Below are 25657 nucleotides of genomic sequence, written 5' to 3'. Positions count from 1 at the left end.
GCCCCACTCCCCGATTCCCGGCACCCTTCGCGCACCGTACGCCAGCGTAGCCACCTGATGTCCTTGCCCGCCGACGCGCCCAACCCGCACTACCCCCACCTGTTCGCCCCGCTGGACCTGGGTTTCACCACGCTCCGCAACCGCGTGTTGATGGGCAGCATGCACACCGGCCTCGAAGACCGCGCCCGCGACTTCCCGCGGCTGGCCGCCTACTTCGCCGAGCGCGCCGCGGGCGGCGTCGGCATGATCGTCACCGGCGGCTTCGCGCCGAACGTCGTTGGCTGGCTCAAGCCGTTCGGCAGCAAGCTGTCGTGGCCGTGGGAAGTGCGCCCGCACAAGTTCCTGACCAAGGCCGCCCACGACGGCGGCGCGAAGATCTGCCTGCAACTGCTGCACGCCGGCCGCTACGGCTACCACCCGCTGCAGGTCGCGCCGTCGAAGATCAAGGCGCCGATCAATCCGTTCACCCCGCGCGCCATTTCCGCGCGCGGCATCGAGCGGCAGGTCGACGCCTACGCCCACAGCGCGAGACTCGCGCGCGAAGCCGGCTACGACGGCGTCGAGATCATGGGCTCGGAAGGCTACTTCATCAACGAATTCACCGCGCCGCGCACCAACCGGCGCAACGACGCCTGGGGCGGCACGCCGGAGAAGCGCATGCGCTTCGCGGTGGAGATCGTGCGCCGCGTGCGCGAAGCCTGCGGCCCCGACTTCATCATCGTCTACCGGCTGTCGCTGCTGGACCTGGTCGAGGACGGCAACCAGTGGGACGAGATCGTCGCGCAGGCGCAGGCGATCGAGAAGGCCGGCGCCACCATCATCAACACCGGCATCGGCTGGCACGAAGCGCGCATTCCGACCATCGTCACCAGCGTGCCGCGCGCGGCCTTCGTCGACGTCACCGCCAAGCTGAAGCCATGCGTGTCGCTGCCGCTGGTGACCAGCAACCGCATCAACATGCCCGACGTGGCCGAAGGCGTGCTCGCCGCCGGCAAGGCCGACCTGGTGTCGATGGCGCGACCGCTGCTGGCCGACCCGCAATGGGTCGAGAAGGCCCGCGCCGGGCAGCCGCAGCGCATCAATACCTGCATCGCCTGCAACCAGGCCTGCCTGGACCACGTGTTCGAGAACAAGGTCGCGAGCTGCCTGCTCAACCCGCGCGCCTGCCACGAAACCGAGCTGGTCTACAGGAAGACCTACTCGCCGAAGCGGATAGCGATCGTCGGCGCAGGCCCGGCCGGCCTGGCCTGCGCCACCGTCGCGGCCGAACGCGGGCACCGCGTGACCCTGTTCGACGCGGCCGGCGAGATCGGCGGCCAGTTCAACTACGCGAAGCGGATCCCCGGCAAGGAGGAATTCCACGAGGCGATCCGCTATTTCGCCAACCGGCTGGAGCAAACCGGCGTCGACCTGAAGCTGGGCACCACCGCCACGGCGGAGATGCTGCGCGACTTCGACGAAGTGGTCGTCGCCACCGGCATCGTCCCGCGCAAGGTCTCGTTCCCGGGCTCCGACCACGCCAAGGTCGTGGGCTACCTCGACGTGCTCTCGGGCAAGGTCGCGGTCGGCCGGCGCGCGGTCATCATCGGCGCCGGCGGCATCGGCTTCGACGTGGCCGAGTTCCTGACCGTCGAAGGCGAGTCGCCAACCCTCGACAAGGCGCGCTGGATGGCGGAATGGGGCGTGGACCCCGGCTTCGAGGCCCGCGGCTCGCTGGCCAGGCCGCGGCCGGAACCGCCGGCGCGCGAGGTCTGGCTGCTGCAGCGCAGCCCCGGCGCCCCCGGCAGGAAACTGGGCAAGACCTCCGGCTGGGTGCACCGGGCCACGCTGAAGGCCAAACGGGTGCAGATGCTGGGCGGGGTCGAGTACCTGGGCGTCGACGACGCCGGCCTGCGCATCCGCGTCGGCGATGTCGAGCAGGTCCTGCCGGCCGACCACGTGGTGGTCTGCGCCGGCCAGGAGCCGCGCCGCGAGCTGCAGGCCGCCCTGCAGGCGCTGGGCAAGGCGGCGCACCTGATCGGCGGCGCCGACGTCGCCACGGAACTGGACGCCAAGCGCGCCATCGACCAGGGCAGCCGGCTGGCCGCGGCCTTGTGAGGCCGAGCTCGGGCAGCGCCTGAACTGCATTCGCGAGCACGCAACAAATCCATTCCCGATCAAACAGTTAGGCCGCCTGTCAAGTCACCGGGTTCAGCCACAGTTCGGCTTCGTAACCGTACCGTGCGCACACTTTTCCGGCCCGCCACCCAGTTCCGGCAGGCCAACCCGGCCCCTCTGCACCTTGGCCGGACCCGGGCGACCCGTGTGAAGGTCGCCTCCCCATGACGCCCCATCCGTGTCCCACCCGTACCGTCTCCCCCGTTGGAGAAGGCAGGGACGCACGAGCAAGACGGAGCAAGGAGTAACGATGAAACTGGCCTGGATCCTTTGGCTGTCGCAATTGCTGCCGCAGCCGGCCGCCGACTCGCTGTGCCTCAGCACCACGGTTTACCTGGAAGCCCGCGACCAGACCCTGCGCGGCCAGCAGGCCGTGGCCGAGGTCGCCCTGCGCCGCCTCGACAGCGGCCTGTGGGGCGACTCGATGTGCGAGGTCGTCACCGCACGCAAGCAGTTCGCGCCGAGCCTGGTCGCCCCCGGCACCCGCCTGAAGAACGGCGATGCCTGGGCGCGCTCGATCAAGGTCGCGCTGGGCGCCGAGCGCAACTGGGCCCTGCCCGCCGGCCAGCGCCAGGAGATCGTGCCCGGCGCCAGCCACTTCGCCGCCCACGCCATCGCCGCGCCGAGCTGGCGCAACGCCTACCAGGTGGCGACGATCGGCGACCACACGTTCTATCGCGTGCAGAAGCTCTGACGGCACCCGGCCGGTCGACTACGGTCGCATCGACGCAAGCGGAGGGTCTGGGATAATTCCCGGACCCTTTTTCGTCAGGATCCCGCATGAAGCTCTACTGCAAGCCCGGCGCCTGCTCCACCGCCGACCACATCGCCCTGGAATGGACCGGCCAGCCCTACGAACTGGAGCTGATGACCGCCGAAGCGATGAAGGCGCCGGCCTACCTCGCGATCAATCCGGGCGGGACGGTGCCGGCGATCGTCGATGGCGACTTCGTCCTGACCCAGAACGTGGCGATCCTCGGCTACATCGCCGACCGGCATCCGCAGGCCGGACTGGCCGGCGACGGCAGCCCGCGCCAGCGCGCCGAGGCCATGCGCTGGCTGGCCTTCGTCAACTCCGACCTGCACCCGGCCTACAAGCCGCTGTTCGTACCCGGCGCGTTCCACGCCGACGCAAGCCAGCACGAGGCCGTGCGCGCGGCGGCGCGGCGGCGCCTGCGCGGGCTGTACGAGGCCGCCGACCGGCAACTGGCGGGCAAGCAATGGCTGGCCGGTTTCCGCAGCTTCGCCGACCCGTATCTCTACGTGACCCTGCGCTGGGCCGATCGCACCGGCGTGGATCTTTCCGGACTGGAAAACATCGCCGCGTTCCGCCAGCGCATGGAAGCCGACCCGGGCGTGCGGGCCGCGTTGAAGGGCGAAGGCTTGGCCTGAGCCGGGCAGTCCGGCTCCGTCGGCAGCCTATGCCGGCGCTGTTCCCGTGCCGAGTGCGGCGCGCGCGTCGGCCAGCCAGCGCCGGCCGAGGGCGTCGCTCTTGGCTTTGGCCAGGGCCTCGGCCACGTCCGGCAGCAACGCCTCGAGTTCCTCCACGGTCGAGCAGCGCTCGACCTTCAACTGCAGGAAATAGCCCTTCAGGCCGAGGTGGGCGCGGATGGCTTCGCTGGCCAGGTTGTACAGCGCGGTGTAGCGGTCGGCCGCCGCGGCCGGGACGCCCGCCGCCTGCACCGGCGCGGCTTCCGCGCCAACGCCCGCGGCGCCGGCCGGCGAACGCAGTTCGATCAGCCCCTGCTCCTGCAATTGCTGCAACGTGTCGGCCGGCGCGCGCAGCGACTCGATCAGCGTCGCCAGGTCCGACGCGCTGCGCTGGCCATCGACCATCAACAGGATCGAACGCACGCTGGCGGGCAACTTGCGCGAGCGCTGCTCGATCTCCTGCCGGCCGGCATCGGTCTTGAAATACTGCATGTCTGCCATGTTTTCCCCTGATATCAGGCCGGGGACCCCTCCCCGCCGCACTGCGGCACGCCTGCTAGCGTATTTTGGCCGCGCGACCCCATCGTATACCGGAATGACGTCACATTCCGGCCCGGGCACGGTTTCCCCGCCCCGGCACCGGCCAGGCGCGACAAGCGGGTGCGGATTCCCGTGGTGGCCTGCCGCGCATCACGCGGGCCAGGTCTTCCGGCCCGGCGGAAAACGCCCTCGCCCCTGCCCCTCCCGCAGGGCGGGAGGGGAGTCGGCGCCGTGCGCGTCCGGCGTCGGTCAGCGCCGATCCAGCGGGACGAATGCCAGGTCTTCCGGCCCGGTGTAATTCGCGCTGGGGCGGATGATCTTGCCGTCGATGCGCTGCTCGATCACGTGTGCGCTCCAGCCGCTGGTGCGGGCGATGACGAACAGCGGGGTGAACATGGCCGTCGGCACGCCCATCATGTGGTAGCTGACCGCGCTGAACCAGTCCAGGTTGGGGAACATCTTCTTGATGTCCCACATCACCGATTCCAGGCGCTCGGCGATGTCGTACATCTTCATGTTGCCCTGCTCTTCCGACAGCTCCTTCGCGACCTGCTTGATCACCTTGTTGCGCGGGTCGGACACCGTGTACACCGGGTGGCCGAAACCGATCACCACTTCCTTGCGCTCGACGCGGGCCTTGATGTCGGCCTCGGCCTCGTCCGGGGTCTCGTAGCGCTTCTGCACCTCGAACGCGACCTCGTTGGCGCCGCCATGCTTCGGCCCGCGCAGCGCGCCGATGCCACCGGCGATGCAGCTGTACATGTCGCTGCCGGTGCCGGCGATGACGCGGCAGGTGAAGGTGGAGGCGTTGAACTCGTGCTCCGCGTACAGGATCAGCGAGGTGTGCATCGCGCGCACCCAGCTCTCCGGCGGCGTCTCGCCGTGCAGCAGGTGCAGGAAGTGGCCGCCGATGGAGTCGTCGTCGGTCTCCACGTCGATGGCGCGGCCGTTGTGGCTCCAGTGGTACCAGTACAGCAGCATCGAACCCAGCGACGCCATCAGCTTGTCGGCGATGTCGCGCGCGCCCGGGTGGTTGTGGTCGTCCTTCTCCGGCGACACGCAGCCCAGCACCGACACGCCGGTGCGCATCACGTCCATCGGGTGCGCCGACGGCGGCAGTTCCTCCAGCGCGGCCTTGACCGCCGCCGGGATGCCGCGCAGCGACTTCAGCTTGGCCTTGTAGGCGCGCAGCTCGGCCTTGTTGGGCAGCTTGCCGTGCACCAGCAGGTGGGCGATTTCCTCGAACTCGCTGGTGGTGGCCAGGTCGAGGATGTCGTAGCCGCGGTAATGCAGGTCGTTGCCGGTGCGGCCGACCGTGCACAGCGCGGTGTTGCCGGCGGCGGTGCCGCTGAGGGCGACGGACTTCTTCGGCTTGAAGGCGGTGGTGGTGGCTTCGCTCATGGCATTCTCCACTTGTCTCGGAATCATTTCTTCGCCGCGAACAGCGCGTCGAGCTTCTGTTCGAAGGCGTGGTAGCCGATGCGGTCGTACAGTTCCTCGCGGGTCTGCATCAGATCGACGACGTTCTTCTGGTGGCCGTCGCGGCGGATCGCGGTGTAGACGGCTTCGGCGGCCCTGTTCGCCGCGCGGAACGCCGACAGCGGGTAAAGCTGGATCGCGACGCCGACCGACGCGAGTTCGTCGCGGCTGAACAGCGGGGTCGCGCCGAACTCGGTGATGTTGGCCAGCACCGGCACCTTCACCGCGTCGACGAACCTGCGGTAGGTCTCCAGGTCGTACGAGGCCTCGGCGAAGATGCCGTCGGCACCGGCCTCGACGCAGCGCACCGCGCGCTCGATCGCCAGGTCGACGCCTTCGGACTGGATCGCGTCGGTGCGCGCGATCAGGAAGAAGTCGGGATCGGTCTTCGCGTCGGCCGCGGCCTTGATGCGGTCGACCATCTCCGCGAGGGCGACGATTTCCTTGCCGGGCCGGTGGCCGCAGCGCTTGGCGCCGACCTGGTCCTCGATGTGGCAACCGGCCGCGCCGGCCTTGATCAGCGACTTCACCGTGCGTTCGATGTTGAACGCGCTGGGCCCGAAGCCGGTGTCGATGTCGACCAGCAGCGGCAGGTCGCAGACGTCGGTGATGCGACGCGTGTCGACCAGCACGTCCTCCAGCCCGGTGATGCCCAGGTCGGGAATGCCGAGCGAACCCGCGGCGACACCGCCGCCGGACAGGTAGATCGCGCGGAAGCCGGCGCGCTGGGCCAGCAGCGCGTGGTTTGCGTTGATCGCGCCGATCACCTGCAGCGGTTTCTCGGCGGCGAGCGCGGCACGGAACTTCGCTCCCGGAGTTGCGGGGGCGCCGGCGGATGCGTGGGTCATGCGGGGAGGCTCCTTGCTGGTCGGCGGCACGATACGCCGGACGGGCGGGAGCGGTGCGCGATTGGCATGCTCTCGCCGGGCGCAAATCTGGCACTATCCCGAAGGTTGATCAATCTTGATCGGATAAATCAATCTATCCACATGCCCGCCGACCTGCTGTCCGCCCGCGAAACCTGCCGCATCCTCGGCATCAGCCAGGCCACGCTGTACGCCTACGTCAGCCGCGGCCTGCTGGAATCGCGCCCCGGCAAGGACCACCGCAGCCGCCTGTACCCGCGCCAGGACGTGGAGCGGCTGGCGCAGCGCAAGCGCGCCGGGCGCGGCGCGGCGCGCGGCGCGGCGCAGAGCCTGGACCGCGGCCTGCCGGTGCTGGAAACGCGGATCTCGCTGATCCGCCCGGACGGCCCGTACTACCGCGGGCGGTCCGCCATCGACCTGGTCCGCGAAGGCGCCACGCTCGAGGGCGTGGCGCGCCGGCTGTGGGATTGCGGCGACCACGACCCCTTCGGCGTGCCGTTCGCCGAACGATGGCCGGACCGGGTCGCGGCCATCGCCGGCGATGCCGACCTGCCGCCGCTGGAGCGCGCGATGTCGGCGATCCCGCTGCTGGCGCTGGACGTGCGCCATTCGTTCAACTCGGCGCCGCGCGTGCGCAATGAAATCGCCGCGACCCTGCTGCGCCACAACGCCGCCCTGCTGGTCGCGCAGCCGCCCTCCGCCGGTCCCGTGCACCGATTGCTCGCGCAGCGCTGGAAGCCGGGCGACGAAGGTTTCGCCGAGCTGGTGCGCGCCGCGCTGATCGTCTGCGCCGACCACGAGCTCAACGTGTCGGCGTTCGCCGCGCGCGTGGTCGCCTCGACCGGCGCGCACCTGCACGCCACGGTCTGCAGCGGCCTGGCGGCGCTGTCCGGCCCGCGCCACGGCGGCGCCACCGCGCGCGCCTACGCGCTGATCGGCGACGCGCGCGAAGCGGCCACCGCGCGCGATTTCATCGCCGCGCGCTGGCAGCGCGGCGACGACCTGCCCGGCTTCGGCCATGCGCTGTATCCGCATGGCGACCCGCGCGCGGCCGAGCTGCTTGCGCACGTGCGCAAGCAGCATGCAGGCACGCCTGGACTGGCTGCGCTCGAAGCGCTGATCGCCGCGACCGAGGAAATCAGCGGGCAGCGGCCGAACATCGACTTCATGCTCGCGGCGCTCTGCCGCCTCAACGGCCTGCCCGCCACGCCGGCGCTGGTGATGTTCGCGGCCGCACGCCTCGCGGGATGGCTCGCGCATGCGCTGGAACAACAGGCGCAGGGACGGCTGATCCGGCCGCGCGCGAGCTATGCGGGCATCGCCCCGGAGAATGCGGCGCCGGCGGAATGACCGCGTACGGCAGCACGCCAGCGAAAGGCACACCGGCCCCCATGGCGGCGCGGCGGGTCGTGCGGCGTCCCGCTTCGGTGCTTCGTGTGCCCACCCCGCCTGCGTTGCTGGTGGCGCTGTCGATTTCGCGACCCGGAAGGCCGCGACGTCGCCTGGTCGCCGGAAGACGACGCCGATCCCGCGCGCCTGCGCCCGCCGGTCGCGGGCGACGACTGGGCGCGGATGTCAGCTCCCGACCTCGGGGCCGCGCTGCAGCGCGCGCTTCACTTCCTCCAGCGCGTTCGGATCGTCGAGCGTGGAGAGATCGCCCGGATCCGAACCCTGCGCCAGCGCCTGCAGCGAGCGCCGCAGCAGCTTGCCCGAGCGCGTCTTGGGCAATGCATTGACGATGTACACCCGCGCGGGGCGCGCGACCGCGCCGAGGGTCCGCTCGACGGTCTTGCGCATGCCGTCGGCGGCCTGCACGCGCGCGGCCTGCTCGTCGGTGGCCTGGCGCAACGTGGCGAACACCACCGGTACCTGGCCTTTCAGTTCGTCGTTGACGCCGATCACCGCCGCTTCGGCGACGGCCGGGAAGCCCGACACCGATTCCTCGATCTCGCGCGTGCCCAGGCGGTGGCCGGCGACGTTGATCACGTCGTCGGTGCGGCCGAGGATGAAGGTGTAGCCGTCCTCGTCGCGGATCGCCCAGTCCAGCGAGCTGTACAGCAGTTCCTTGAAGTGGCTGAAGTAGCTGCTGAGGAAGCGCTGGTCGTCGCGCCACACCGTGGTCATGCAGCCCGGCGGCAGCGGCGGCTCGATCACCAGCACGCCCTTCTCGTTCGCCTTCGCCTCGAGGCCGGTGGTCTCGTCGATCACGCGCAGCTTGTAGCCGAGGTTCGGCAGGCCCGGCGAACCGAACTTCACCGGCTTCAGGTCCAGGCCCGGCAGCAGGCACAGCACCGGCCAGCCGGTCTCGGTCTGCCAGTAGTTGTCGATCACCGGCTTGCCGAGGGCGTCGTGGATCCAGGTCGCGGTCGGCTCGTCCAGCGGCTCGCCGGCGAGGAACAGCCACTTGAGCCTCGACAGGTCGTGGTCGCGGATGAACGATGCGTCGTGCTTCTTCAGTACGCGGATCGCGGTCGGCGACGAGAACATGGTGCGCACGCCGTACTTCTCGCACAGCGCCCACCAGATGCCGGCGTCGGGGTTGACCGGCAGGCCTTCGTACAGCAGCGACGTTGCGCCGACGATCAGCGGGCCGTAGATGTTGTACGAATGTCCGACCGCCCAGCCGACGTCGGAAGTGGAAAACATCACCTGGCCCGGGCCGACGTCGAACACGGTGCGCATCGACAGGGCGAGCGCGACCGCATGGCCTCCGACATCGCGCTGCACGCCCTTCGGGCGGCCGGTGGTGCCGCTGGTGTAGAGCAGGTAGCTGGGCTCGTTCGATTCCAGCCACTCGACCGGCACTTCGGCGTCGCCGACTTCCGCGCGCAGCGTCGCGTAGTCGACGTCGCGGCCTTCGACGCGCGGCTCCGCCGGATCGAGCCCGCGCGAAACGATCAGCACCTTCGGCGGCGGCGTGGCCGCCTTCGCGCAGGCCTCGTCGACCAGCGGCTTGTACGGAACGACCTTGCCGCCGCGGCTGCCGGCGTCGGCGGCGATCAGCAGCTTCGGCTGCGCGTCGTCGATGCGCACGGCGAGGTTGTGCGCGGCGAAACCGCCGAACACCACCGAATGGATCGCGCCGATGCGCGCGCAGGCCAGCACCGCGAACACCGCTTCGGCCATGTTCGGCATGTAGACGACGACGCGGTCGCCGCGACCGACGCCAAGCTGCTTCAGCACCGCGGCGAAGGCGTTCACCTCGCGGTACAGCTCGCGATAGGTGATCTCGCGGGTGACATCGGTCTCGGTGGAGACCGCGACCAGCGCCAACTGGTCGGGACGCTCGGCCAGGTGCCGGTCGACCGCGTTGTAGCAGAGATTGGTCTGCCCGCCGACGAACCATTTGCGGAACGGCGGGTCGTAGTAGTCGAGGATCTTCTGCGGCGGCTTGTGCCAATGGATGGCCTTGGCCTGCTCGGCCCAGAAGGCCTCCGGCTGCTCCACGGAGCGCTGGTACTCGGCTTCGTAACCCATTTCCCTCTCCCGGGGCTGGAACGGGAAAGAGCGTAGCGCCGGTGCGCGCGGAAGTATCGTCGCCTTTGGTATGAATGATCGGTCCGATCAACCATTCGGACCGGCCTTCCCGCCCCGCCCCGGCCGGCCGCGGCCGGGACGGGACGGTCGAACCCCGCCGGCGATCTTCCCCGGAAGCGGTTTCGCGAAAAGAAAACGCCGGGCAGGCCCGGCGTTTTCGGTAACCGCGGATGCGCTCGCGGATCAGAGCAGGTGGGCGACGCCGCCGCGCTCTTCTTCCAGTTCGGCCAGGGTCTTGTCGATGGCCTTCTGGCTGAACTCGTCGATCGGCAGGTCCTTGACCAGGGTGTACTCGCCGTTCGCGGTGGTCACCGGGAAGCCGAAGATCACGCCTTCCGGGATGCCGTAGGAACCGTCGGACGGGATGCCCATGGTCACCCACTTGCCGTTGCTGCCCAGCACCCAGTCGCGGACGTGGTCGATCGCGGCGTTGGCGGCCGAGGCGGCCGACGACAGACCGCGGGCCTCGATGATCGCGGCGCCGCGCTTGCCGACCTGCGGGATGAAGGTGTTGGCGTTCCAGTCGGCGTCGCCGATCTTGTCCTTCAGCGAGGCGCCGTTGACGGTGGCGAAGCGGTAGTCCGGGTACATGGTCGGGCTGTGGTTGCCCCACACCACCAGCTTCTCGATGTCGCCGACGGCGACGCCAGCCTTGGCCGACAGCTGCGACAGCGCGCGGTTGTGGTCCAGGCGCAGCATCGCGGTGAAGTTCTTCGCCGGCAGGTCCGGCGCCGACTTCATGGCGATGTAGGCGTTGGTGTTGGCCGGGTTGCCGACCACCAGCACCTTGACGTCGCGGCTGGCGACCTTGTTCAGCGCCTTGCCCTGGACGGTGAAGATCTCGGCGTTCTTCAGCAGCAGGTCCTTGCGCTCCATGCCCGGGCCGCGCGGCATCGCGCCGACCAGCAGGGCCACGTCGGCGTCCTTGAACGCCACTTCCGGATCGCCGGTGCCGAACACGCCGGCCAGCAGCGGGAACGCGCAGTCTTCCAGTTCCATGATCACGCCCTTCAGCGCGGCCTGCGGCTTTTCCAGCGGCAGGTCGAGCAGTTGCAGGATCACCGGCTGGTCCTTGCCGAGCATTTCGCCGGAGGCGATGCGGAACAGCAGGGCGTAGCCGATCTGGCCGGCGGCGCCGGTCACGGCAACACGAACGGGGGCTTTGGACATCGAAACTCTCCAGTGGGGATGGTGCCGGAGGCCGGGCACGAGCGTCCCGGGCCCGGAAAAACGGCGCGGAATTTTAGCACGCGGCCCTTGGCAGGCCGGCTACGCCATTGGTCGGTAGGGGCACGGCGCGCGCGCGCCCGCGAGGGTCGTCAGGCGTCGAGCAGCTTGTTCCACTCCGCCACGCGGTCGGCCTTGGCGGCCAGCGCGGCGTCGGCGTCGCCTTCGATGACCACCGACTCGATCCCGTCGCCCTGCTGGACCGCATCGACGACCTCGATGCCCGACAGCACCTTGCCGAACACGGTGTGGCGTCCGTCCAGCCACGGGGTGGCGACGTGGGTGATGAAGAACTGGCTGCCGTTGGTGTTCGGGCCGGCGTTGGCCATCGACAGCACGCCGCGCTCGTGGGCCACGCCGTTGCCGGTTTCGTCCTCGAAGCGGTAGCCCGGGCCGCCGCGGCCGGAACCCTCGGGGCAGCCGCCCTGGATCATGAAGTCGGCGATGACGCGGTGGAAATTCAGGCCGTTGTAGAAGCCGCGCCTGGCCAGGTTGACGAAATTGGCCACGGTCAGCGGGGCCTTGTCGGCCAGCAGTTCGACCTTGATCGGGCCGCGGGCGGTGTTGAAGGTGGCGGTCAGGGACATTTTTCGCTCCGGTTCGATCCAAATTCAGGGGGAAAGCCCCGGCTCCGGGGCGCAGCCGGTTATAATACGCCGCTTTCCTCTCCTACTCCCGACGCGCACCTCGGCGCGCCTTTCCGCATGTCCATCGAAAACCTCCGCAACATCGCCATCGTCGCCCACGTCGACCACGGCAAGACCACCCTCGTCGACCAGCTGCTGAAGCAGTCCGGCACCCTGTCCGAGCGCACCGTGCTGGCCGAACGCGTGATGGACAGCAACGACCAGGAAAAGGAACGCGGCATCACCATCCTGGCCAAGAACACCGCGATCACCTGGCAGGGCAACCGCATCAACATCGTCGACACCCCCGGGCACGCCGACTTCGGCGGCGAGGTCGAGCGCGTGCTGTCGATGGTCGACACCGTGCTGCTGCTGGTCGACGCGATGGACGGCCCGATGCCGCAGACCCGCTTCGTCACCCAAAAGGCCTTCGCGATGGGCTTCAAGCCGATCGTGGTGGTCAACAAGATCGACCGCCCCGGCGCGCGCCCGGACTGGGTTGTCGAGCAGGTCTGGGACCTGTTCGACCGCCTCGGCGCCACCGCCGAGCAGATGGACTTCCCGATCGTCTACGCCTCGGCGCTGAACGGCTACGCCAGCCTGGATCCGGAAGCGCGCAGCGGCGACATGACCCCGCTGTACGAGGCGATCATGCAGCACGCGCCGCGGCCGCCGGTGAACCTGGACGGCCCGTTCCAGATGCGCATCTCGCAGCTGGACTACAACAGCTTCGTCGGCGTGATCGGCATCGGCCGCATCCAGCGCGGCAAGCTGAAGAAGAACATGCCGGTGACGGTGATCGACCGCGAGGGCAAGCAGCGTCCCGGCCGCGTCGGCCAGGTGCTGGGCTTCCTCGGCCTGGAACGCATCGAGCAGGAAGAGGCCGAGGCCGGCGACATCGTCGCGATCTCCGGCATCCCGGAGCTGACCATCTCCGACACCGTCACCGCGATCGACGCGCCCGAGGCGCTGCCGGCGCTGACCGTCGACGAGCCGACGATTTCGATGACCTTCCAGGTCAACAACTCGCCGTTCGCCGGGCAGAAGGAACATTCCGGCGGCAAGTTCCTGACCAGCCGCCAGATCCGCGAGCGCCTGGACCGCGAGAAGGTGCACAACGTGGCCCTGCGCGTCGAAGACGGTTCGGACGCGGACAAGTTCCTGGTTTCCGGCCGCGGCGAGCTGCACCTGTCGGTGCTGATCGAGACCATGCGCCGCGAGGGCTACGAGCTGGCGGTGTCGCGCCCCGAAGTGATCATCAAGGAGATCGACGGCCAGCTGATGGAGCCGTTCGAGCAGTTGGTGGTCGACGTGGAGGAAGAGCACCAGGGCCCGGTCATGGAGCGCCTGGGCATCCGCAAGGGCCAGCTGAAGAACATGGAGCCGGACGGCAAGGGCCGCGTGCGCCTGGAGTACATGATCCCGGCGCGCGGCCTGATCGGCTTCCAGAACCAGTTCAAGACCCTGACCCAGGGGTCCGGCCTGCTGTTCCACGTCTTCGACCACTACGGCCCGAAGGAAGAAGGCCAGATCGCCAAGCGCCCGAACGGCGTGATGATCTCCAACGGCACCGGCCCGACCCCGGCCTACGCGCTGAACATGCTGCAGGAACGCGGCCGGCTGCTGGTCGGCGACGGCGACGAGGTCTACGAGGGCCAGCTGGTCGGCATCCACGCCAAGGACAACGACCTGACCGTCAACGCGCTGCGCGCCAAGCAGCTGACCAACATCCGCGCCGCCGGCAAGGACGACGGCATCCAGCTGACCCCGCCGATCCGCATGTCGCTGGAACAGGCGCTGGACTTCATCGACGACGACGAACTGGTCGAGGTCACGCCGAAGGCGATCCGCCTGCGCAAGAAGTTCCTGACCGAGAACGACCGCAAGCGCGCCGGCCGCGCGGCCTGACCTCCCCCCGCCGCCGGCCGGGCCGACCGACCGGCGCGGCTCCCTGAACAGCGGCGGCGACCGGCGTTGCGCGCGGCGCCGCGGCTGGGTAGCCTGCGTGCGTTCTGCTCGGGGAATGCATCCATGCGGCGATCGATCCTGACATCGGCGACGTTGTTGCTCGCGCTGGGCGCGTGCCGGCCGGAAACGCCGGCGCCGCCGCAGGCCGGGCCGATCCAGGCGCCGCCCGCGGCCGAATCCGCGCCGACCGATTTCATCTTCGCCGAACTCGACATCGCCGACCTGCAGGAACGCATGCAGCGCGGCGAACTCGACAGCCGCACCCTGACCCAGGCCTACCTCGACCGCATCGCCGCGATCGACAAGGCCGGGCCGCACCTCAACGCGGTAATCGAGCTCAATCCCGACGCGCTGAAGGAGGCCGCGCTGCGCGACCGCGAGCGCAAGGGCAAGGCGGTGCGCGGCCCGCTGCACGGCATCCCGATCCTGCTGAAGGACAACATCGACGCCGTGCCGATGGTCAATTCCGCCGGCTCGCTGGCGCTGAAGGACTTCCATCCGAAGAACGACGCCTTCCTGGTCCGGCGCCTGCGCGAGGCCGGCGCGGTGATCCTGGGCAAGACCAACCTCAGCGAATGGGCCAATTTCCGTTCGATCCGCTCCACCTCGGGCTGGAGCGCGCGCGGCGGGCAGACCAGGAACCCCTACGTGCTGGACCGCAATCCCTGCGGCTCGAGCTCCGGCAGCGCGGTCGCGGTGTCGGCCAACCTCGCGGCGGCGGCCATCGGCACCGAAACCGACGGCAGCATCATCTGCCCGGCTTCGGTCAACGGCATCGTCGGCCTGAAGCCGACAGTCGGCCTGGTCAGCCGCGACGGCATCATCCCGATCTCGCACAGCCAGGACACCGCCGGGCCGATGGCGCGCAGCGTCGCCGACGCCGCGGTCCTGCTCGGCGCGCTGGCCGGCCGCGACGAGGCCGACCCGGCCACCGCCAACGCCACCTGGAACACGGTGCTGGACTACCACGCGCACCTGCTTCCCGACGCGTTGCAGGGCGCGCGCATCGGCGTGCTGCGCAGCAAGTTCTCGATGCATCCGGACGCGGCGGCGGCGATGGAGGGTGCGCTCAAGGTGCTGCGCGACGCCGGCGCGACCGTGGTCGACGCGGAGATCCCCACCGACGGGCAGTGGAACGACGACGAAATGCAGCTGCTGCTGTACGAGTTCAAGGCCGGCCTGAAGCGCTATTTCGACGCGCACCCGGAAGCGCCGGTGCGTTCGCTGGCGCAGCTGATCGGCTACAACCAGCGCAACGCGGCGGCGGAAATGCCCTACTTCGCCCAGGAACTGTTCGAACAGGCCGAGGCCAAGGGCGGGCTGAGCGATACCGAATACATCGCCGCGCGCAACCGCGCCCGGCGCCTGGCCGGGCCGGAAGGCATCGACGCGGCGCTGAAGGCGCAGCAACTCGACGCGCTGATCGCGCCGGCCACCGGCCCGGCATGGCTGACCGACCCGCTGACCGGCGACCATTTCGCCGGCGAAGGCTACGGCGCGGCCGCGGTGGCGGGCTATCCCAGCCTGACCGTGCCGATGGGCAACAGCAACGGCCTGCCGCTCGGGATCGTGTTCATCGGCGGCGCCTGGAGCGAACCGCGCCTGATCGAACTGGGTTATGCCTATGAGCAGCTGACCCGCGCGCGCAAGCCGCCGGAATACCGCCCCCACCTGTCCTCGAACGCGCCCGCAGTACGTTAATTCGGGTAGGCACGCCGTTTCACATTAGTGCCGGCCCGGGCGTAGGATTGAACCGGGGATTGTCTCGCCGTGTTCACTTCCGGGGCGAATGCCAGATCGATGGGTGCGAACGCCGACCGTGCTTCGGAACTGCGCGTGCCGCGAGGATTGCACGCGGGCGCCGTCGCGCGGTTGCACCGCCTGCACGCGCTGTCGTGGCTGGTGCTGGTGCTGGGCTGCCTGATTTCGATCCTGTTCGGCTGGCTGGTCTGGGGCCTCGCGCGCGACGGCACGGCATCGCCGGGGGCGCTGCCCATCGTCGCCATGAGCGCCTGCGGCGTGTTCTTCTCCGCCCTGGTGTCGGCGTTGCTTCGGCAACTCGCGCGCGCCTACCGGCGCAACCGCGCCATGGTCGATGCGGTCGCCGACCACCTGCCCGCGCTGATCGCCTACATCGGCCGCGACGGCCGCTACGGCTTCACCAACCGCGCCGTGCGCGACTGGTTCTCCGCGGCCGAAAACTGGAGCGGGCGTCACTTCGCCGAGGCGCATGCCGGCGACCCCGTGTTCCGCGCTTCGCTGCAACGCGCGATGGACGACTGCACGCCCGAGCACTGGATCTGCTGGCAGGCCGAACTGGGCGCGCCGCCGCGCCCGGTACAGGCCTACCTGGTGCCGGACCTGGACAAGAACCGGCGCATCGCCGGCTGGTACCTGATGGCCTGCGACACCAGCGAGCAACAGCAGGCCTACCGCGAGCTGGCGCAGGCGCGCGACCAGCTGCAGCGCGTCACCGACATCATGCCCGCCTACCTGGCCGAGTACGACCGCGACGGCACGCTGGTGTTCTTCAACCGCGCCTGCGCCGAGTCCGAGGTCTGGAGGGCGCGCTACCGGCCCGGGGTGACCATGCGCGAACTGATCGGCGAGCGCCTGTACCGGGACTGCGAACCGCAGGTCGAGTCGGCGCTGGCCGGCCAGACCGCCGAATACGAAAACGTCGTGCCGGGCGGTTCCGGCTTCCGCCGCCTGCATTCCTACTTCACCCCGGACGTCGACGAGGACGGCAGGGTCCGCGGCCTGCTGGTGCTGACCACCGACATCACCGAGAAGATCCAGCTGGAGCAGGCGCTATACGACGCCAACGAGCGCGCCCAGGTCACCCTGAGCTCGATCCGCGAGGCGGTGGTCAGCATCGACGTCGATTCCTGCGTGACCTACATGAACCCCGCCGCCGAGCAATTGAGCGGCTGGAGTTGCGACGAGGCGCTGGGCCAGCCGCTGCAGCGGGTGCTGCCGCTGCGGCCGGCGCAGCAGGCCGAGAACGGCGATGGCCTGCAGTCGTATGCCGTGGCCGGCGACCAGGAACTGGTGCGCCGCGACGGCCGCCACATCCTGGTCGAACACTCGCAGTCGCCGCTGCACGATCGCGACGAGGCACGGGTCGGTTCGGTGCTGGTGCTGCGCGACGTGACCGAAGCGCGCGCGCTGACCGCGCGCATGGCCTACCTGGCCCACCACGACCCGCTGACCGGCCTGCCCAACCGCCTGCAGCTCAACGACACCCTCGGCCAGCTGATCGGCACGGCCACCCGGCACGGCCACGGCCTGGCGGTACTGTTCATCGACCTCGACCTGTTCAAGCACGTCAACGATGCGCTCGGCCACCACATCGGCGACCAGTTGCTGCAGCAGGTCGCGCGTCGCATCCAGCGCAGCGTCGGCCGCGACGGCAGCGTCTACCGCACCGGCGGCGACGAGTTCGTCGTGCTGCTGGACAACGTGGTCACCCGCAACAAGGTGAACCAGATCGTCGAGCTGCTGCTCGAGATCGGCGCGACCCCCTACGCGCTGGCCTCGCACGAACTGCACCAGGCCTTCAGCATCGGCGTCGGTCTGTTCCCCGACGACGGCTACGACGCCGCCACGCTGATGATGCGCGCCGACGCGGCGATGTACCTGGCCAAGCGCAGCGGGCGCAACGTCTGCCGCTTCTACACCCGCGAGCTGGCGGCCAGCGTCGACGCGCGCATCGAACTGGAGAACAGCCTGCGCCGCGGCCTGCGCAACGGCGAACTGAGCCTGCACTACCAGCCGCAGATCAGCGGCATCGACGGCCGCGTCGTCGGCGTCGAGGCGCTGCTGCGCTGGCAGCGCCGCGACCGGCTGGTGCTGCCGGCGGAGTTCCTGCCGATCGCCGAGGAGACCAACCTGATCGTCGAGATCGACCAGTGGGCGATCCGCGCCGCATGCCGGCAGAACCGCCTCTGGCAACAGGCCGGCCTGCCGCCGATCCGGGTTTCGGTCAACATCGCCGCGGCCAACTTCGACACCGACAACCTGATGCAAACGGTGCTCGCGGCGCTGGAGGAAAGCGGCATGCCGGCCGAACTCCTGGAGCTGGAGGTCACCGAGACCACGCTGATCCGCGACGTGCAGCGCACCGACCGCAGCCTGCGCGCGCTGAAGGCGCTCGGCGTAGGCATCGCCATCGACGACTTCGGCACCGGCTTCTCCAGCCTCAGCTACCTGGGCAACTACGGCTTCAACGTGCTGAAGATCGACCGCTCGTTCGTGCACGACGTGGTCGAGCCCAGCCAGGGCGCGATCACCCGCGCGATCATCGGCCTGGCCAACCAGTTGCAATGCCGGACCATCGCCGAAGGCGTCGAGACCGAGGAACAGCTGCAATGGCTGGTCGACAACAGCTGCGACGAACTGCAGGGTTATCTGTTCAGTCCGCCGCTGCCGGCCGACGAAATCGCGCGCTTGCTCGCCAGCGGCAGGGCCTGGCCGATCCCCGACACCAACGCGGTGCAGCCGGTGCCGTGGGGGTGAACGCGGGCGCTGCGGTTCAGCGCGCCGCGGGAGTCGTGGCCGCCCGGCCCTGCTTGCGCACGATCGCCAGCGCGATTTCCAGCGACTGCTCGTAGTTCAGGCGCGGATCGACGGTGGAGCGGTAGCAGCGCTCCAGGTCGGCATCGGTCAGTTCGCGCGCGCCGCCGGTGCATTCGGTCACGTCTTCGCCGGTCAGCTCCAGGTGCACGCCGCCCAGGCGCGTTCCGGCCGCGGCATGCAGGTCGAACGACTGCTCGACTTCGCCGAGGATGTTGTCGAAGCGGCGGGTCTTGTAGCCGTTGCTGGTGCTCTCGGTGTTGCCGTGCATCGGGTCGCAGACCCACAGCACGCGGCGGCCGTCGCGGCGCACCGCTTCCAGCAGCGGCGGCAGCTTCTCGGCGATCTGCTTCGCGCCCATGCGGTGGATGAAGGTCAGCCGGCCCGGCTCGTCGTCCGGGTTCAGCACGTCGATCAGGCGCAGCAGCTGGTCCGGCTGCACCGACGGGCCGACCTTGATCGCGATCGGGTTGCGCACGCCGCGCAGGTATTCGACGTGCGCGCCGTCGGTCGCGGCGGTACGCATGCCGATCCACGGGAAGTGCGTGCTCAGGTTGAACCAGCCCCACTGCCGCGGCACCTCGCGGGTCAGCGATTCCTCGTAATGCAGCAGCAACGCCTCGTGCGAGGTGTAGAAGTCGATGCGGTTGAGGTTGTGCACCTCCGAACCCGACAGCGTCTCCATGAAGCGAACCGCGTCGCCGATCGATTCGACCATCCGCTGGTATTCGCTGGAGCGCGACGACAGCTTCATCCAGCTCAGGTTCCAGTATTCCGGGTGGTGCAGGTCGGCGAAGCCGCCGTCGACCAGCGCACGGACGAAGTTCATCGTCATCGCCGAGCGCGCGTGCGCCTTGATCATCAGCCGTGGGTCCGGCACCCGCGCCTCGGCGGTGAATTCCGGGCGATTGACCACGTCGCCGCGATAGCTGGGCAAGGTCGTGTCGCCACGGGTTTCGGTATCGGCCGAACGCGGCTTGGCGTACTGGCCGGCAAAGCGCCCCACGCGCACTACCGGCTGGCGCAGGCCGTGCACCAATACCAGCGACATTTGCAGCAGCACCTTCAGCCGGTTGGTGATCGTGCCGGCTTCGCAGTCGCTGAAACTTTCGGCGCAATCGCCGCCCTGCAGCAGGAAGCGCTTGCCTTCCTGCGCCTCGGCCAGCTGCTGCTTGAGCGCGAAGATTTCCCACGAAGTGACCAGCGGCGGCAACTGGCGCAGTTCGGCCAGCGCCGATTCCAGCGCGGCGGCATCCGGATAGGTCGGCATCTGCAGCGCGGTGCGCGAGCGCCACGAATCCGGTTTCCAGTTCGCGGGAGGGTTCACGGCGCGGAGGTTACGGTCGGCACTGCTCATGGCGGAAGCTGCGGGGAAACGCGTGGGGATTGGCCATGTTGCCAGATTCCCGCTCCACGCGAAAATTTCGTTACCGCTGCAACGCCCCCCGCTGCCGGCGATCAGCGGCGCCCCGGCCGGAACGCCGCCCACAGGGCCCAGGCCAGCAGCGCGATGAACCACAGCAGGCTCCATTCCGGCATCGACAGGCCGAGGAAGGTCCAGTCGACCTTGGCGCACTCGCCCGAACCGGTGAACACGCGGCGCAGCACGTCGCCCAGCGGGAAGGCCTGCAGCATGAAATTCAGGTCCGGGCCGCAGGCCGGCACCTGGTCCGGCGGCAGGTGCTGCAACCAGACGTGGCGACCGGCGATGGCGATGCCGAGGCCGGCCGCGAGCAGCACGAGGACGCCGTGGGCGCCGCGGCCCGTCCGCCCGCGCGGCCCGTGCAGGGCACCGGCCAGGAAGACGAGGCCGAGCAGGATGAAGGCGCCGCGCTGGAAGCTGCACAGCGGGCACGGCACCAGGCCCAGGAAGTATTCCGTGTACAGCGCGAAGGCCAGCAGGCCGGCGCAAACGGCGAAGCCCAGCAGGTACTGCGCGCGGAAAGACCAGCGGAACGGATTCATCGCCTGCACGTCGTTGTCGAAGTCGCCGCGATTATCGCAAGCGCCGGAAAAAACGAAACCCCGGACCTGCCGGGGTTTCGCGAACGGTTCGTGCCGCCGGATCGACGGTTGCCGTGCGGTTACTCGACCGCTTCCGGACGGTCGACCAGCTCCACGTAGGCCAGCGGCGCGTTGTCGCCGGCGCGGAAGCCGCACTTCAGGATGCGGGTGTAGCCGCCCGGGCGCGACTGGTAGCGCGAGCCCAGCGTGGTGAACAGGGTGCCGACCGCTTCCTTGTCGCGCAGGCGCGAGAAGGCGAGGCGGCGATTGGCGACGCCGTCGGTCTTGGCCAGGGTGATCAGCGGCTCGACGACGCGGCGCAGTTCCTTGGCTTTCGGCAGGGTGGTCTTGATCAGGCCGTGCTTGATCAGCGAGGCGGCCATGTTGCTGAACATCGCATCGCGATGGGCGCTGGTGCGGCTGAATTTGCGGCCGGATTTCTGGTGGCGCATGGGAATGATTCCTTACGGGTGAATGTTGGAACTCTGGACTTCGTTGTCGCCATCGTGGCGTTGTTGCCTGGACTGCGGTTGGCCCTGGTCCGGCATCCCTTGCCGGACGTGCCGCGAACTTCTGTTCGTCGGCGATGGTGTTGCATGGTGGAGCAGCCGTGGCCCGCATCGCCGCGGGCCACGGAAAGGCGTCAGCCGAGCATGCCGTGGGCCGAGACGCCGGCCGGCGGCCAGTTCTCCAGCTTCATGCCGAGCGAAAGGCCGCGCTGGGCGAGCACTTCCTTGATTTCGGTCAGCGACTTCTTGCCCAGGTTCGGGGTCTTGAGCAGCTCCACTTCGGTCTTCTGGATCAGGTCGCCGATGTAGTAGATGCTCTCGGCCTTGAGGCAATTGGCCGAACGCACGGTCAGCTCGAGGTCGTCGATCGGGCGCAGCAGCACCGGATCCACGCCGGCCGTCTGCTGCTTGGCCGGGCCGCGGTCGCGGTGGGTGAAGTCGCCGAACACCGACAGCTGGTCGCTGAGGATGTCGGCGGCGGTGCGCACGGCTTCCTCGGCGTCGATGGTGCCGTTGGTCTCGATGTCGATGATCAGCTTGTCCAGGTCGGTACGCTGTTCGACGCGCGCGGCCTCGACCGCGTAGGCGACCTTGCGCACCGGCGAGAACGAGGCGTCGAGGACCAGGCGGCCGATGGCGCGGGACTCCTCGTCCGGGCGACGACGGGCGGCGGCCGGCTGGTAGCCGAAGCCGCGCTCGATCTTCAGGCGGATGTTCAGCGCCGTGTCCTTGGTCAGGTGGGCGATGACGTGGTCCGGGTTGAGGATCTCGACGTTGTGGTCGGTCTTGATGTCGCCGGCGGTGACGAGGCCCGGGCCCTGCTTGGACAGGGTCAGGGTGGCGTTGTCGCCGGTGTGGATGCGGATCGCCACGTCCTTGAGGTTCAGCAGCACTTCGAGCACGTCTTCCTGCAGGCCCTCGATGGTGCTGTACTCGTGGAGCACGCCGTCGATTTCGACCTCGGTGATCGCGAAGCCGGGGATGGACGACAGCAGGACGCGACGCAGCGCGTTGCCGAGGGTATGTCCGTAACCGCGCTCCAGCGGCTCGATCACGACCTTGGCGCGGTTGTCGGTGATGCGTTCGATTTGCGGGCCGCGCGGGCGCAGCACCTGCTGGTTGGTAACCGTCATGTAGCGGGGTCTCCTGCCAACCCCGGTCGGGGGAACCGGGGGTGCGTGAAATGGATTACTTCGAGTACAACTCGACGATCAGCGCCTCGTTGATGTCGGCGGGCAGATCCGAACGCTCCGGCACGGCCTTGAACACGCCGCTGAACTTCTTCGAATCCACTTCGACCCACGACGGGCTCAGGTCCAGCTGCTCGGCGACGGTCAGCGATTCCTGCACGCGCAGCTGCTTCTGCGCCTTTTCCGACAACGCGATCGCGTCGCCGGCCTTGACCTGGTACGAAGGCAGGTTGACCGGCTTGCCGTTGACCAGCACGCCACGGTGCGAGACCAGCTGGCGGGCCGACGGGCGGGTCACCGCGAAACCCATGCGGTAGACGACGTTGTCGAGGCGGGTTTCCAGCAACTGCAGCAGGTTCTCGCCGGTGTTGCCCTTCTTGGTGCTGGCCTTCTTGTAGTAGTTGCGGAACTGGCGCTCCAGCAGGCCGTAGATGCGCTTGACCTTCTGCTTCTCGCGCAGCTGGGTGGCGTAGTCGGACAGCTTGCCCTTGCGCGCGGCGCCGTGCTGGCCGGGCTTCTGCTCCAGCTTGCACTTGGAGTCCAGCGCGCGCGCCGGGCTCTTCAGGGACAGGTCGGCGCCTTCGCGGCGCGCGAGCTTACAGGTAGGACCGATATAACGAGCCATTTCTTATCGCCCCCTTAGACGCGACGCTTCTTCGGCGGACGGCACCCGTTGTGCGGGATCGGCGTCACGTCGATGATGTTGGTGATCTTGTAGCCGACGTTGTTCAGCGAACGCACGGCCGACTCGCGGCCCGGACCCGGGCCCTTGATGCGCACTTCCAGCGACTTGACGCCGTAGTCCAGCGCGGCGCGGCCGGCCTTCTCGGCGGCGACCTGCGCGGCGAACGGGGTCGACTTGCGCGAGCCGCGGAAGCCCGCGCCGCCCGAGGTCGCCCACGACAGCGCGTTGCCCTGGCGGTCGGTGATGGTGACGATGGTGTTGTTGAACGAAGCGTGGACGTGGGCGACGCCGTCGGTGACGACGCGCTTGATCTTCTTCTTAGGTGCCTTGGCGGCGGACGGCTTGGCCATGTTGGTCGCCCCTTACTTCTTGATGGCTTTGCGCGGACCCTTGCGGGTACGGGCGTTGGTACGGGTACGCTGGCCGCGCAACGGCAGGCCGCGACGGTGGCGCAGGCCGCGATAGCAGCCCAGGTCCATCAGGCGCTTGATCGCCATGCCGACTTCGCGGCGCAGGTCGCCCTCGACCGTGTACTTGCCGACTTCGGCGCGCAGGCGCTCGACTTCCGGCTCCGACAGGTCGCGGATCTTGGTGGTCACAGGCACGCCCGCGGCTTCGCAGACCTGCTTGGAACGGGTACGGCCGATGCCGTAGATGCTTTGCAGCCCCACCCAGACGTGCTTCTGGGCAGGCAGGTTGACACCTGCAATACGCGCCATGACGCGGTTCTCCAAACTGTGGTGTTGGCCCGAAACGCACGAAACCCGCGAGGTTTCGCGCAGACGGACGGAGTGAACTGATAAGTTTAGCAAGGTCCCGGGTTACTTGGAAGTCCAAGCCCGTCCACGGACGGGTCTGGACCCGGCATGGGGAGTGTGCCCATGCTCCGGCGCCGGAATCGGCCTGGGACCGGTCCGGCCGGCTTGCGCCGGCCTTCCCCGCCCCGCCCCGCGCTACTCCGGCGCAGGGACTGGCTGGTTCTCACCCGTGCACGAGACCGCTGCACGGGCCGCCCATCATTGCCGGCCTGCCGTCGCGGAGGACGGGGCCGGCGTTGCATTCATCAGCCGCGCGGCAAACCGCGCGAGCCGCCTTTCAGGTTCGCCTTCTTCAGCAGGCTTTCGTACTGGTGCGACATCAGGTGCGCCTGGATCTGCGCGATGAAGTCCATCACCACCACCACCACGATCAGCAGCGAGGTGCCGCCGAAGTAGAACGAGGTGCCGAGCTGGGTACGCATGATCTCCGGCAGCAGGCACACCGCCACCAGGTACAGCGCGCCGGCGCCGGTCAGGCGGGTCAGCACGCCGTCGACGTAGTCGGCGGTGGCCTTGCCCGGACGGATGCCAGGGATCAGCGCGCCCGACTTCTTCAGGTTCTCGGCGGTTTCCTGCGAGTTGAACACCAGCGCCGTGTAGAAGAACGCGAAGCCGATGATCAGCGCCGCGAACACGATCATGTGCAGCGGCTCGCCCGGGGCCAGCGCGTTGGAGATGCGCTGCAGCCAGGTGGCCGAGGTCGACTGGCCCGACCACATCGCCAGCGTGGCCGGGAAGGCCAGGATGCTGGAGGCGAAGATCGGCGGGATCACGCCCGACATGTTGAGCTTCAGCGGCAGGAACGAGGTCTGGTTCATGTACGCGTTGCGGCCGCCCTGGCGTCGCGCGTAGTTGACCGTGATCCGGCGCTGGCCGCGCTCGACGAACACCACGAACCAGGTGAAGCCCAGCACCAGCAGCGCGATGACGACCAGCGCGATGAAGCTCATCGTGCCTTCCTGCACCGCGCCGAAGGTCTGCACCACGGCGCCCGGCAGGCCGGCGACGATGCCGGCGAAGATGATCAGCGACACGCCGTTGCCGATGCCGCGCTCGGTCACCTGCTCGCCCAGCCACATCAGGAAGATGGTGCCTGCGGTCAGCGCGACCACCGCGGTCAGCACGAAGCCCAGGCCCGGCGCGTAGACCACCGGCGCGCCGCCCGGCGCCACCTGGTTCTGCAGCGCCAGCGCGATGCTGCCGCCCTGCACCACCGCCAGCAGCACCGCGCCGATGCGCGAATACTGAGTGATCTTGCGGCGGCCGGACTCGCCTTCCTTCTGCAGCGCCTTCAGGCTGGGGAAGATGTGCACGCCCAGCTGCATCACGATCGACGCCGAGATGTACGGCATCACGTTCAGCGCGAAAATGCTGAAGCGGTGCAGAGCGCCGCCCGAGAACATGTTGAACATGTCCACGATGCCGCCACCCTGCTGCTGCATCATCGCCAGCATGGCCTCGGGGTTGACGCCCGGCACCGGCACGTAGCAGCCGATGCGGTAGACGACCAGCGCGCCCAGCACGAACAGCAGGCGCTGGCGCAGTTCGGTGAACTTGCCCAGACCGCCGGCGATGCCGCCCACGTTGCCCTGCGCCATGCGCCGCTTACTCCTGCACGCTGCCGCCGGCAGCCTCGATGGCCGCCTTGGCGCCGGCGGTGACCAGCACGCCCTTCAGCGCGAAGGCCTTGCTCAGCTCGCCCTTCTTCACGATCTTGGCCCGCTTGGCCTTGGCCGGAACCAGCTTGGCCTCGCGCAGCACGGCGAAGGTGATCTCGCCGGCGGCCAGCTTGTCCAGCTGGTACGACAGCACTTCGGCGGTGTCGTCCTTCAGCTTGGAGCGGAAGCCGACCTTCGGCAGGCGCTTGATCAGCGGCATCTGGCCGCCTTCGAACTTGGCCTTGATCTTGCCCTTGCCCGCGCGCGCGAACGAACCCTTGTGGCCGCGGCCGGCGGTCTTGCCCAGGCCGGAACCGATGCCGCGGCCGACACGGACGCGTTCGGTGCGGGCGCCCTCGGCGGGCTTGAGAGTATTGAGACGCATGT

General features: G+C 68.9%; 22 protein-coding genes. 7 read left to right on the top strand and 15 right to left on the bottom strand.

The genetic code is table 11. From position 1 onward, the window contains the following. Positions 1-57: 57 nt before the first annotated feature. The 3 genes from CSC71_RS03050 (at position 58) to CSC71_RS03040 (ending at position 3549) form a co-directional block, all read left to right on the top strand. Complete coding sequence (locus CSC71_RS03050) at positions 58-2097, top strand: NADPH-dependent 2,4-dienoyl-CoA reductase (protein ID WP_162372877.1); 2040 nt, start codon at positions 58-60, stop codon at positions 2095-2097. 310 nt (positions 2098-2407) lie between these two features. Continuing rightward, a complete protein-coding gene (locus CSC71_RS03045; RefSeq protein ID WP_162372876.1) occupies positions 2408-2851 on the top strand; it encodes a cell wall hydrolase in 444 nt (147 codons plus the stop codon). 86 nt (positions 2852-2937) lie between these two features. Continuing rightward, positions 2938-3549 (top strand): glutathione S-transferase family protein, encoded by a 612-nt coding sequence (locus CSC71_RS03040; protein ID WP_162372875.1) that lies wholly within the window; start codon positions 2938-2940, stop codon positions 3547-3549. A 27-nt stretch (positions 3550-3576) separates the two neighbouring features. Here CSC71_RS03040 and CSC71_RS03035 read toward each other — a convergent pair whose 3' ends face one another. The 3 genes from CSC71_RS03035 to prpB form a co-directional block, all read right to left on the bottom strand. Next, positions 3577-4089: a hypothetical protein gene (locus CSC71_RS03035; RefSeq protein WP_162372874.1), complete on the bottom strand. Its 513-nt coding sequence runs from the start codon at positions 4087-4089 to the stop codon at positions 3577-3579. Positions 4090-4377: 288 nt separating this feature from the next. Continuing rightward, complete coding sequence (prpC, locus tag CSC71_RS03030) at positions 4378-5529, bottom strand: bifunctional 2-methylcitrate synthase/citrate synthase (RefSeq protein ID WP_162372873.1); 1152 nt, start codon at positions 5527-5529, stop codon at positions 4378-4380. 23 nt (positions 5530-5552) lie between these two features. Then, positions 5553-6455 (bottom strand): methylisocitrate lyase, encoded by a 903-nt coding sequence (gene prpB / locus CSC71_RS03025; RefSeq protein WP_162372872.1) that lies wholly within the window; start codon positions 6453-6455, stop codon positions 5553-5555. Positions 6456-6596: 141 nt separating this feature from the next. On the opposite strand from prpB, the gene CSC71_RS03020 reads away from it, so the two are divergent. Beyond that, complete coding sequence (locus CSC71_RS03020; RefSeq protein ID WP_162372871.1) at positions 6597-7823, top strand: citrate synthase family protein; 1227 nt, start codon at positions 6597-6599, stop codon at positions 7821-7823. A 225-nt stretch (positions 7824-8048) separates the two neighbouring features. Here CSC71_RS03020 and prpE read toward each other — a convergent pair whose 3' ends face one another. From prpE to CSC71_RS03005, 3 genes are all read right to left on the bottom strand, one after another. Beyond that, a complete protein-coding gene (prpE, locus tag CSC71_RS03015) occupies positions 8049-9950 on the bottom strand; it encodes a propionate--CoA ligase (protein WP_162372870.1) in 1902 nt (633 codons plus the stop codon). A gap of 243 nt (positions 9951-10193) precedes the next feature. After that, complete coding sequence (locus CSC71_RS03010) at positions 10194-11180, bottom strand: malate dehydrogenase (protein ID WP_162372869.1); 987 nt, start codon at positions 11178-11180, stop codon at positions 10194-10196. A gap of 149 nt (positions 11181-11329) precedes the next feature. Then, positions 11330-11824: a peptidylprolyl isomerase gene (locus CSC71_RS03005; protein ID WP_162372868.1), complete on the bottom strand. Its 495-nt coding sequence runs from the start codon at positions 11822-11824 to the stop codon at positions 11330-11332. Between the two features lie 117 nt (positions 11825-11941). On the opposite strand from CSC71_RS03005, the gene typA reads away from it, so the two are divergent. From typA to CSC71_RS02990, 3 genes are all read left to right on the top strand, one after another. After that, the gene (gene typA / locus CSC71_RS03000) at positions 11942-13771 is read left to right on the top strand and encodes a translational GTPase TypA (protein ID WP_162372867.1); all 1830 of its coding nucleotides are present in this window, start codon (positions 11942-11944) and stop codon (positions 13769-13771) included. Positions 13772-13894: 123 nt separating this feature from the next. Then, positions 13895-15532 (top strand): amidase, encoded by a 1638-nt coding sequence (locus tag CSC71_RS02995; protein ID WP_162372866.1) that lies wholly within the window; start codon positions 13895-13897, stop codon positions 15530-15532. A 99-nt stretch (positions 15533-15631) separates the two neighbouring features. Beyond that, a complete protein-coding gene (locus CSC71_RS02990) occupies positions 15632-18349 on the top strand; it encodes a sensor domain-containing protein (protein ID WP_162372865.1) in 2718 nt (905 codons plus the stop codon). Between the two features lie 16 nt (positions 18350-18365). Here CSC71_RS02990 and CSC71_RS02985 read toward each other — a convergent pair whose 3' ends face one another. The 9 genes from CSC71_RS02985 to rplO all read right to left on the bottom strand — a co-directional run bounded on the left by CSC71_RS02985 (position 18366) and on the right by rplO (position 25655). Then, on the bottom strand, positions 18366-19763 hold the full coding sequence (locus CSC71_RS02985; RefSeq protein WP_162372864.1) for a class II 3-deoxy-7-phosphoheptulonate synthase: 1398 nt from the start codon (positions 19761-19763) through the stop codon (positions 18366-18368). Positions 19764-19864: 101 nt separating this feature from the next. Beyond that, positions 19865-20371, bottom strand: coding sequence for a disulfide bond formation protein B (locus CSC71_RS02980; RefSeq protein WP_162372863.1), 507 nt, complete (start codon positions 20369-20371; stop codon positions 19865-19867). A gap of 119 nt (positions 20372-20490) precedes the next feature. After that, positions 20491-20862 (bottom strand): 50S ribosomal protein L17, encoded by a 372-nt coding sequence (rplQ, locus tag CSC71_RS02975; RefSeq protein ID WP_162372862.1) that lies wholly within the window; start codon positions 20860-20862, stop codon positions 20491-20493. A gap of 191 nt (positions 20863-21053) precedes the next feature. Then, entirely contained in the window at positions 21054-22052 is a 999-nt protein-coding gene (locus CSC71_RS02970) for a DNA-directed RNA polymerase subunit alpha (protein ID WP_162372861.1), read from the bottom strand. Positions 22053-22107: 55 nt separating this feature from the next. Next, the gene (gene rpsD, locus CSC71_RS02965) at positions 22108-22734 is read right to left on the bottom strand and encodes a 30S ribosomal protein S4 (RefSeq protein WP_162372860.1); all 627 of its coding nucleotides are present in this window, start codon (positions 22732-22734) and stop codon (positions 22108-22110) included. 14 nt (positions 22735-22748) lie between these two features. After that, complete coding sequence (rpsK, locus tag CSC71_RS02960) at positions 22749-23144, bottom strand: 30S ribosomal protein S11 (protein ID WP_162372859.1); 396 nt, start codon at positions 23142-23144, stop codon at positions 22749-22751. Positions 23145-23156: 12 nt separating this feature from the next. After that, positions 23157-23513, bottom strand: a complete 357-nt coding sequence (gene rpsM, locus CSC71_RS02955) for a 30S ribosomal protein S13 (RefSeq protein ID WP_162372858.1) — start codon at positions 23511-23513, stop codon at positions 23157-23159. A gap of 344 nt (positions 23514-23857) precedes the next feature. After that, complete coding sequence (gene secY, locus CSC71_RS02950; protein ID WP_162372857.1) at positions 23858-25210, bottom strand: preprotein translocase subunit SecY; 1353 nt, start codon at positions 25208-25210, stop codon at positions 23858-23860. 7 nt (positions 25211-25217) lie between these two features. Continuing rightward, entirely contained in the window at positions 25218-25655 is a 438-nt protein-coding gene (gene rplO, locus CSC71_RS02945) for a 50S ribosomal protein L15 (protein WP_162372856.1), read from the bottom strand. Between the last annotated feature and the right edge of the window lie 2 nt (positions 25656-25657).

This window comes from Pseudoxanthomonas sangjuensis (assembly GCF_010211755.1).
In the GTDB taxonomy this organism is placed as follows: Bacteria; Pseudomonadota; Gammaproteobacteria; order Xanthomonadales; family Xanthomonadaceae; genus Pseudoxanthomonas_A; species Pseudoxanthomonas_A sangjuensis.
The sequence above is the reverse complement of the archived record's forward strand: the minus strand, read 5'-3'. Positions and strand labels throughout refer to the sequence as shown.

What these genes read in the sequence shown, in the direction of transcription:
- CSC71_RS02980 (WP_162372863.1), bottom strand. Translation starts at nt 20,371, where the DNA reads ATGAATCCGTTCCGCTGGTCTTTCCGCGCGCAGTACCTGCTGGGCTTC.
- prpE (WP_162372870.1), bottom strand. Translation starts at nt 9,950, where the DNA reads ATGGGTTACGAAGCCGAGTACCAGCGCTCCGTGGAGCAGCCGGAGGCC.
- CSC71_RS03020 (WP_162372871.1), top strand. Translation starts at nt 6,597, where the DNA reads ATGCCCGCCGACCTGCTGTCCGCCCGCGAAACCTGCCGCATCCTCGGC.
- CSC71_RS03040 (WP_162372875.1), top strand. Translation starts at nt 2,938, where the DNA reads ATGAAGCTCTACTGCAAGCCCGGCGCCTGCTCCACCGCCGACCACATC.
- rplQ (WP_162372862.1), bottom strand. Translation starts at nt 20,862, where the DNA reads ATGCGCCACCAGAAATCCGGCCGCAAATTCAGCCGCACCAGCGCCCAT.
- rplO (WP_162372856.1), bottom strand. Translation starts at nt 25,655, where the DNA reads ATGCGTCTCAATACTCTCAAGCCCGCCGAGGGCGCCCGCACCGAACGC.
- CSC71_RS02995 (WP_162372866.1), top strand. Translation starts at nt 13,895, where the DNA reads ATGCGGCGATCGATCCTGACATCGGCGACGTTGTTGCTCGCGCTGGGC.
- typA (WP_162372867.1), top strand. Translation starts at nt 11,942, where the DNA reads ATGTCCATCGAAAACCTCCGCAACATCGCCATCGTCGCCCACGTCGAC.
- CSC71_RS02970 (WP_162372861.1), bottom strand. Translation starts at nt 22,052, where the DNA reads ATGACGGTTACCAACCAGCAGGTGCTGCGCCCGCGCGGCCCGCAAATC.
- rpsM (WP_162372858.1), bottom strand. Translation starts at nt 23,513, where the DNA reads ATGGCGCGTATTGCAGGTGTCAACCTGCCTGCCCAGAAGCACGTCTGG.
- CSC71_RS03010 (WP_162372869.1), bottom strand. Translation starts at nt 11,180, where the DNA reads ATGTCCAAAGCCCCCGTTCGTGTTGCCGTGACCGGCGCCGCCGGCCAG.
- prpC (WP_162372873.1), bottom strand. Translation starts at nt 5,529, where the DNA reads ATGAGCGAAGCCACCACCACCGCCTTCAAGCCGAAGAAGTCCGTCGCC.
- rpsD (WP_162372860.1), bottom strand. Translation starts at nt 22,734, where the DNA reads ATGGCTCGTTATATCGGTCCTACCTGTAAGCTCGCGCGCCGCGAAGGC.
- CSC71_RS03035 (WP_162372874.1), bottom strand. Translation starts at nt 4,089, where the DNA reads ATGGCAGACATGCAGTATTTCAAGACCGATGCCGGCCGGCAGGAGATC.
- CSC71_RS03050 (WP_162372877.1), top strand. Translation starts at nt 58, where the DNA reads ATGTCCTTGCCCGCCGACGCGCCCAACCCGCACTACCCCCACCTGTTC.
- rpsK (WP_162372859.1), bottom strand. Translation starts at nt 23,144, where the DNA reads ATGGCCAAGCCGTCCGCCGCCAAGGCACCTAAGAAGAAGATCAAGCGC.
- secY (WP_162372857.1), bottom strand. Translation starts at nt 25,210, where the DNA reads ATGGCGCAGGGCAACGTGGGCGGCATCGCCGGCGGTCTGGGCAAGTTC.
- CSC71_RS03045 (WP_162372876.1), top strand. Translation starts at nt 2,408, where the DNA reads ATGAAACTGGCCTGGATCCTTTGGCTGTCGCAATTGCTGCCGCAGCCG.
- CSC71_RS03005 (WP_162372868.1), bottom strand. Translation starts at nt 11,824, where the DNA reads ATGTCCCTGACCGCCACCTTCAACACCGCCCGCGGCCCGATCAAGGTC.
- prpB (WP_162372872.1), bottom strand. Translation starts at nt 6,455, where the DNA reads ATGACCCACGCATCCGCCGGCGCCCCCGCAACTCCGGGAGCGAAGTTC.
- CSC71_RS02985 (WP_162372864.1), bottom strand. Translation starts at nt 19,763, where the DNA reads ATGAGCAGTGCCGACCGTAACCTCCGCGCCGTGAACCCTCCCGCGAAC.
- CSC71_RS02990 (WP_162372865.1), top strand. Translation starts at nt 15,632, where the DNA reads ATGGGTGCGAACGCCGACCGTGCTTCGGAACTGCGCGTGCCGCGAGGA.